Raw genomic sequence first — 4,088 nt, 5'->3', positions numbered from 1 at the left:
GGAGGCGCTTGTCGAGTTGTACGAGAGGTGTGGCTCACAGCACAAAAGTATAGGCAACCGCTGAAAAGAAGAGGCTGTGCACGCTCGACTTTTCGTTTCAGACGTGCAACCTTCATGGTTATCTGTAGGTCAAGATTTAAAACAGTACGTAGAAGTACGATATGCGGGCTGAAAAGCTAATGTTTTTCAGTGAAAAGAAGCGGACTAGATACTATGCGAAGCGGACTAAATATTATTATGATACGGCATATTATACGATAGTTGAACATTCTACTGGTTGGCGGTGTTATTGGTCTCCGTATTGTTTCCAGATATGGCTTACTATGCGTACGTCTCAAATAGAAGGAGAAATAGAACATGGCTACATCATCACACCGCATGGCGAGAGGTATAATATTATTTTTGATCAGGTGAAACAGACGGAAGTAGAAGTAAAAGTAGAGACTCCCCATTTGGAGTACAGCAAAGTTGAAAAGAACATATCTCAGAAAAGAAGTGAAGACGAAGAAGACGAGGCGAGAAGAGAAACCAATTATTTCAAACTTTTCATAAAGGACTTCCTCGTCATATGACTGGCCCCTCCCCGCCTTGAAGGGTAGGGATCAGGGCATAAATATGTAGACTTTAGGCATGCTCCCCACTGCCAGGCCATTGTTTGCAGATATGTGTGGCTCGCCACTGGCTAGGGTGACCTCGTGATCGGGCGGGGCACGTGTAATGGCTTAAAAAGTTGCTAACGAAGAAGACAGAGGTATGAGGGCCGTGCTTCATAACTTAGAACTGAGACGTGGCGAGGGTGGGAGGGCCCTAAGTATGGTGTCCGCGTCTTTAGGCGGCTTCTTCAGGGTGGGGTGGCTTGACTGGGGCGATAACTACTCGGTGGAGTGGCTCGAAGCGCGCAGTGGCGAGGTCTACATAGTACAGGTCGGCGAAAGCGCCGAGAGCGTCTTTAAGACACTTCTCAGGCTACTAGTCATGCCGCAACTACACGTATTCAACGACAGCGAGGAGCTAGCCAAAGACCGCACGGGCCTCGTCTCCGAGGCGTTCCAGCCCATTGTCATTTAGGGCGGCTGTAGCCACCGTCCCCTAGGGCGGGGAGGCCAGTTGGCTATAGAAGAGTCGGGCTACAGAAGGGGCGTGGCCTCTACAGGACGATCGGTTGCGCGAAGCCGTTCTCAATTCCAGAGGGTTCCTTTTCCAACCTCTTCTCGTTCCTGCCTACCGAGGGGAGGCGGACGTTTTTGGGCAGGTAGGTGAGGTCGACTGCCACCTCGACGTAGTTGGCCTTAGTTTTCTCCCTCACTACGAGGAGGAGGAAGTAGCGGCTGACACCTCTCCAGAGGAATACCTCAAAGGGCCTAAACCTGACGAGGGCGAACGCGTCTGGCTTGACGCCCTCTCTGTAGGCTAGCGTAAGGGTTTTGTTGTCTTCCTCTACTTCCATCTCCAGAGCTCTCACGGTAGGAGGTGGCCACGATTTTAAAAACCTTGGCGTGGACGTGGCAACACCTCGGCAACTCGGCGCGCCACCCTCATCTCCGTAGCCCGCATGCAAGAGCGCCGACGAGCCACTGACCGGTGAGGAGGTCAGGAAAGTGGCTACTAGGCCCGGGAAGTTTTAAAAGGGGGTTAGTAGCCACAGATGTGAGGGCTACCGTCCCTTTCTTCTCGCGTCTGCACGGAGACGCTATTGAATCTACTGACATGCGCGTCTACCCCCAGAGCTCGCCGAGAAGAACGCCATGCTCTTCGCCTTTGGGCAGAGGAGGCGCTTGGCCCACAGGCTACAGTATCTAGACCTCGGCCTCCTCTCCTTCCTGCTGTACGAAATAGCTGGGGGCATTGGGATGAACTTCGCTGTGGGGCTTAGCGCGGGTGGCCTGCGCGTGCCAATACTGGAAAAGGGCTTCGTTGCGTACCTCCAGAAGAAGAAGCTGGACGAGTCTGGGGAGTGGAGCGTGGAGACAGAAGATCTCTTCACGGCCGACCTCGCTAGCCTCTTGGTGGTCTAGCGAAAGGCCTAGCTAACAGCCCGGGCCTGGCCAGCTCTTCCAGGGCTGGGCTGGCGGGTTTCGACTGTAGCGGCTCGGCCTCTACGTGGTGGTAGCTTTTAAATTTCTGTTATTTTCTATCCGTTATGAGCAAGAAGGCCATCTACGTAAGTGGGGAGGTGTGGGAGGCGCTGAATAGGCTTAGGCAGGCTATCCCTAAGCGCGGGAGGGTGACGTATTCTGACGTAATAATGGCGCTTCTGCAACAGCACGGCTATGTGGGCGGGAGTGGCGTAGCTCAGAGCGTTGAAGAGGCGCTGAAGTCGCTCAGGCGCGCCTTCGGCGTGGCGTACGCTAGCGAGCTCGCCAGCTCCGCCGATACGCTACTCGACGTCATTAGCGTGCGGGATGACATGCAGAAGCTGAGGACTGCGATATGGAACAGGTTCACGCGCCGCGTCTACGCCCAGTGCCCCCAGGGGCACAAGACGCTACTATACGTAGAGAGGGCCAGCTCCTTTAGGCTGAGGAAGAGCGAGAGGAAGTACGAAGAAGTGGCGAAGGCGGCTCTTGAAGGGAGGCAGGTCTCCGTCCCGTGTCCGGTGTGCGGGGCGGAGAGCGGAGTCGTGGTGAAGGCCCCCTCGCGTCTGATGAGCGAGGGGATCGTCGCCATGCTGAAGACTGGCGAGGAGATCATAAACGCGACGTTGATGGAGACGGTCAGAAGCCACCCCATCTACACCGCGTGGGGCCAGTTCGTGAGGGGGCTAGGGGTGGCGAACAGCGCCAGGCTGGTTGCGCTGTACGAGAAGGTCGAGGACAAGGTACACGTAGCCAAGGCGTGGATGTATGTAGGCCTGGCCCCAGTGTCGGTGTGCTCGAATAAGTGCGGCTGGTGGGGAAAGGAGCCAGCCAGGGTCTGCCCCCGCTGTGGCGCCCCAGCTGTGCAGGTAGCCCCCACCCGCCTCAACGCGACGAAGTACAATGTAGAGAAGTTCCCAGTCAGCTACCGGCTCATGAGGCATATGTATATCTTAGCCAGGTACTTCATCGTCTATGGCGGAGGCTCTAAGTATGGCAAGCTGGCGCGGGCGAAAATAGACGAGCTGACAAAACGCTTTAGAGAAAGAGGGATAGATCAGAAGCTGGCGAGGGCCAAGGCGGCGAACGCAACCTGGCGGTGGCTAGCCAGGGTGTTGGTAGAGCACGCCTTCGCTGTAGCCAACATCGTGCGCGGAATCTATCAAGGGCCGCCTAAGCCGATACTCGCACACGGGGCGTACATACCGCCACTTGTAGACGACGTCGAGGAAGCCCTTAAGCAACCACCAGTGTTGCAAGTAGTCGAGTGGTACCGCAAGCACCTGGGTATCGACATAGTCCAGTACTGGCACTCCATTTAAACTTTTTAACCTCACGCATTTTTTCACTTCGCCCGTGAATGGTTTCTCTATATCAAATGGGGATAGAACATGGAATGGTTCACTACGTATCTAAATGGCGGAATGAACATGAAACGGCTCCGGGCTCATACACACAGAGGTATCACATTTAAATAGTAGCAGAGGAAGCTCAGCAGTAGAACGGTTATTCCACCATCGAAATGGCCAGTAGAGCGTAGGCGGCTTTCACTCCCGTTACAAATAGACAGGGCGGCGTAAATGGCGTTAAGGACATTCAGATAGCGGAAGCTTCATGAAAGGTGACATCCTCATCCAAATGGTAATAAAGTCGTGAACTCGGGTTGCCACTCTGAGCGGGAGTAGGGCACTGCCACCTCCCGCACAAATTTTTTTAGACGTGGCTCCTATATCTCATATGGGCCGCAACGGTGGTGTTGGCAGTAGCCGCGCCAGGTGGCGGGACGTCTCCGTGGCGCTTTACGACCCCGACGTAGACGTGCTGACTGTCAAGGTCAGAGATGGCGACTACAAGACGGTTAAGATTGCAAAGGGAGAGGTGGTCGTATACGCAGACGACATGGGAGTGTGGCAGATAGACGTACATGTGCATAAGTGGGATGACTCGGACGCTCCATCAGTACTTTCTTCAGCTCCAGAGTATAGAACCACGTTAGGCGTAGTAGACGACGTG

Annotated in this window: 5 protein-coding genes and 1 pseudogene; 5 read left to right on the top strand and 1 reads right to left on the bottom strand. The window is 54.7% G+C overall.

Annotation, left to right across the window (positions count from 1 at the left end):
* Window positions 1–161 precede the first annotated feature (161 nt).
* Window positions 162–572 (top strand): hypothetical protein, encoded by a 411-nt coding sequence (locus ACP5J3_RS11690; protein WP_428495850.1) that lies wholly within the window; start codon window positions 162–164, stop codon window positions 570–572.
* Window positions 573–753: 181 nt separating this feature from the next.
* Complete coding sequence (locus ACP5J3_RS11685) at window positions 754–1,068, top strand: hypothetical protein (RefSeq protein ID WP_428495849.1); 315 nt, start codon at window positions 754–756, stop codon at window positions 1,066–1,068.
* A gap of 79 nt (window positions 1,069–1,147) precedes the next feature.
* Here ACP5J3_RS11685 and ACP5J3_RS11680 read toward each other — a convergent pair whose 3' ends face one another.
* A complete protein-coding gene (locus tag ACP5J3_RS11680; protein WP_428495848.1) occupies window positions 1,148–1,462 on the bottom strand; it encodes a hypothetical protein in 315 nt (104 codons plus the stop codon).
* Window positions 1,463–1,745: 283 nt separating this feature from the next.
* On the opposite strand from ACP5J3_RS11680, the gene ACP5J3_RS11675 reads away from it, so the two are divergent.
* From ACP5J3_RS11675 to ACP5J3_RS11665, 3 genes and pseudogenes are all read left to right on the top strand, one after another.
* Window positions 1,746–2,015 carry a hypothetical protein gene (locus ACP5J3_RS11675; RefSeq protein WP_428495847.1) on the top strand — a complete coding sequence of 90 codons (270 nt, stop codon included), beginning with the start codon at window positions 1,746–1,748 and terminating at the stop codon, window positions 2,013–2,015.
* 125 nt (window positions 2,016–2,140) lie between these two features.
* A complete protein-coding gene (locus tag ACP5J3_RS11670) occupies window positions 2,141–3,397 on the top strand; it encodes a hypothetical protein (RefSeq protein ID WP_428495846.1) in 1,257 nt (418 codons plus the stop codon).
* Window positions 3,398–3,812: 415 nt separating this feature from the next.
* A pseudogene (locus ACP5J3_RS11665) lies at window positions 3,813–4,088 on the top strand (hypothetical protein); the annotation flags it as partial.

The organism is Pyrobaculum sp. (assembly GCF_049971835.1).
Taxonomy (GTDB): domain Archaea; phylum Thermoproteota; class Thermoprotei; order Thermoproteales; family Thermoproteaceae; genus Pyrobaculum.
The sequence above is the reverse complement of the archived record's forward strand: the minus strand, read 5'-3'. Positions and strand labels throughout refer to the sequence as shown.

Coding starts and splice junctions, on each gene's coding strand:
- ACP5J3_RS11675 (WP_428495847.1), top strand. CDS start 1,746: ATGCTCTTCGCCTTTGGGCAGAGGAGGCGCTTGGCCCACAGGCTACAG.
- ACP5J3_RS11685 (WP_428495849.1), top strand. CDS start 754: ATGAGGGCCGTGCTTCATAACTTAGAACTGAGACGTGGCGAGGGTGGG.
- ACP5J3_RS11670 (WP_428495846.1), top strand. CDS start 2,141: ATGAGCAAGAAGGCCATCTACGTAAGTGGGGAGGTGTGGGAGGCGCTG.
- ACP5J3_RS11690 (WP_428495850.1), top strand. CDS start 162: ATGCGGGCTGAAAAGCTAATGTTTTTCAGTGAAAAGAAGCGGACTAGA.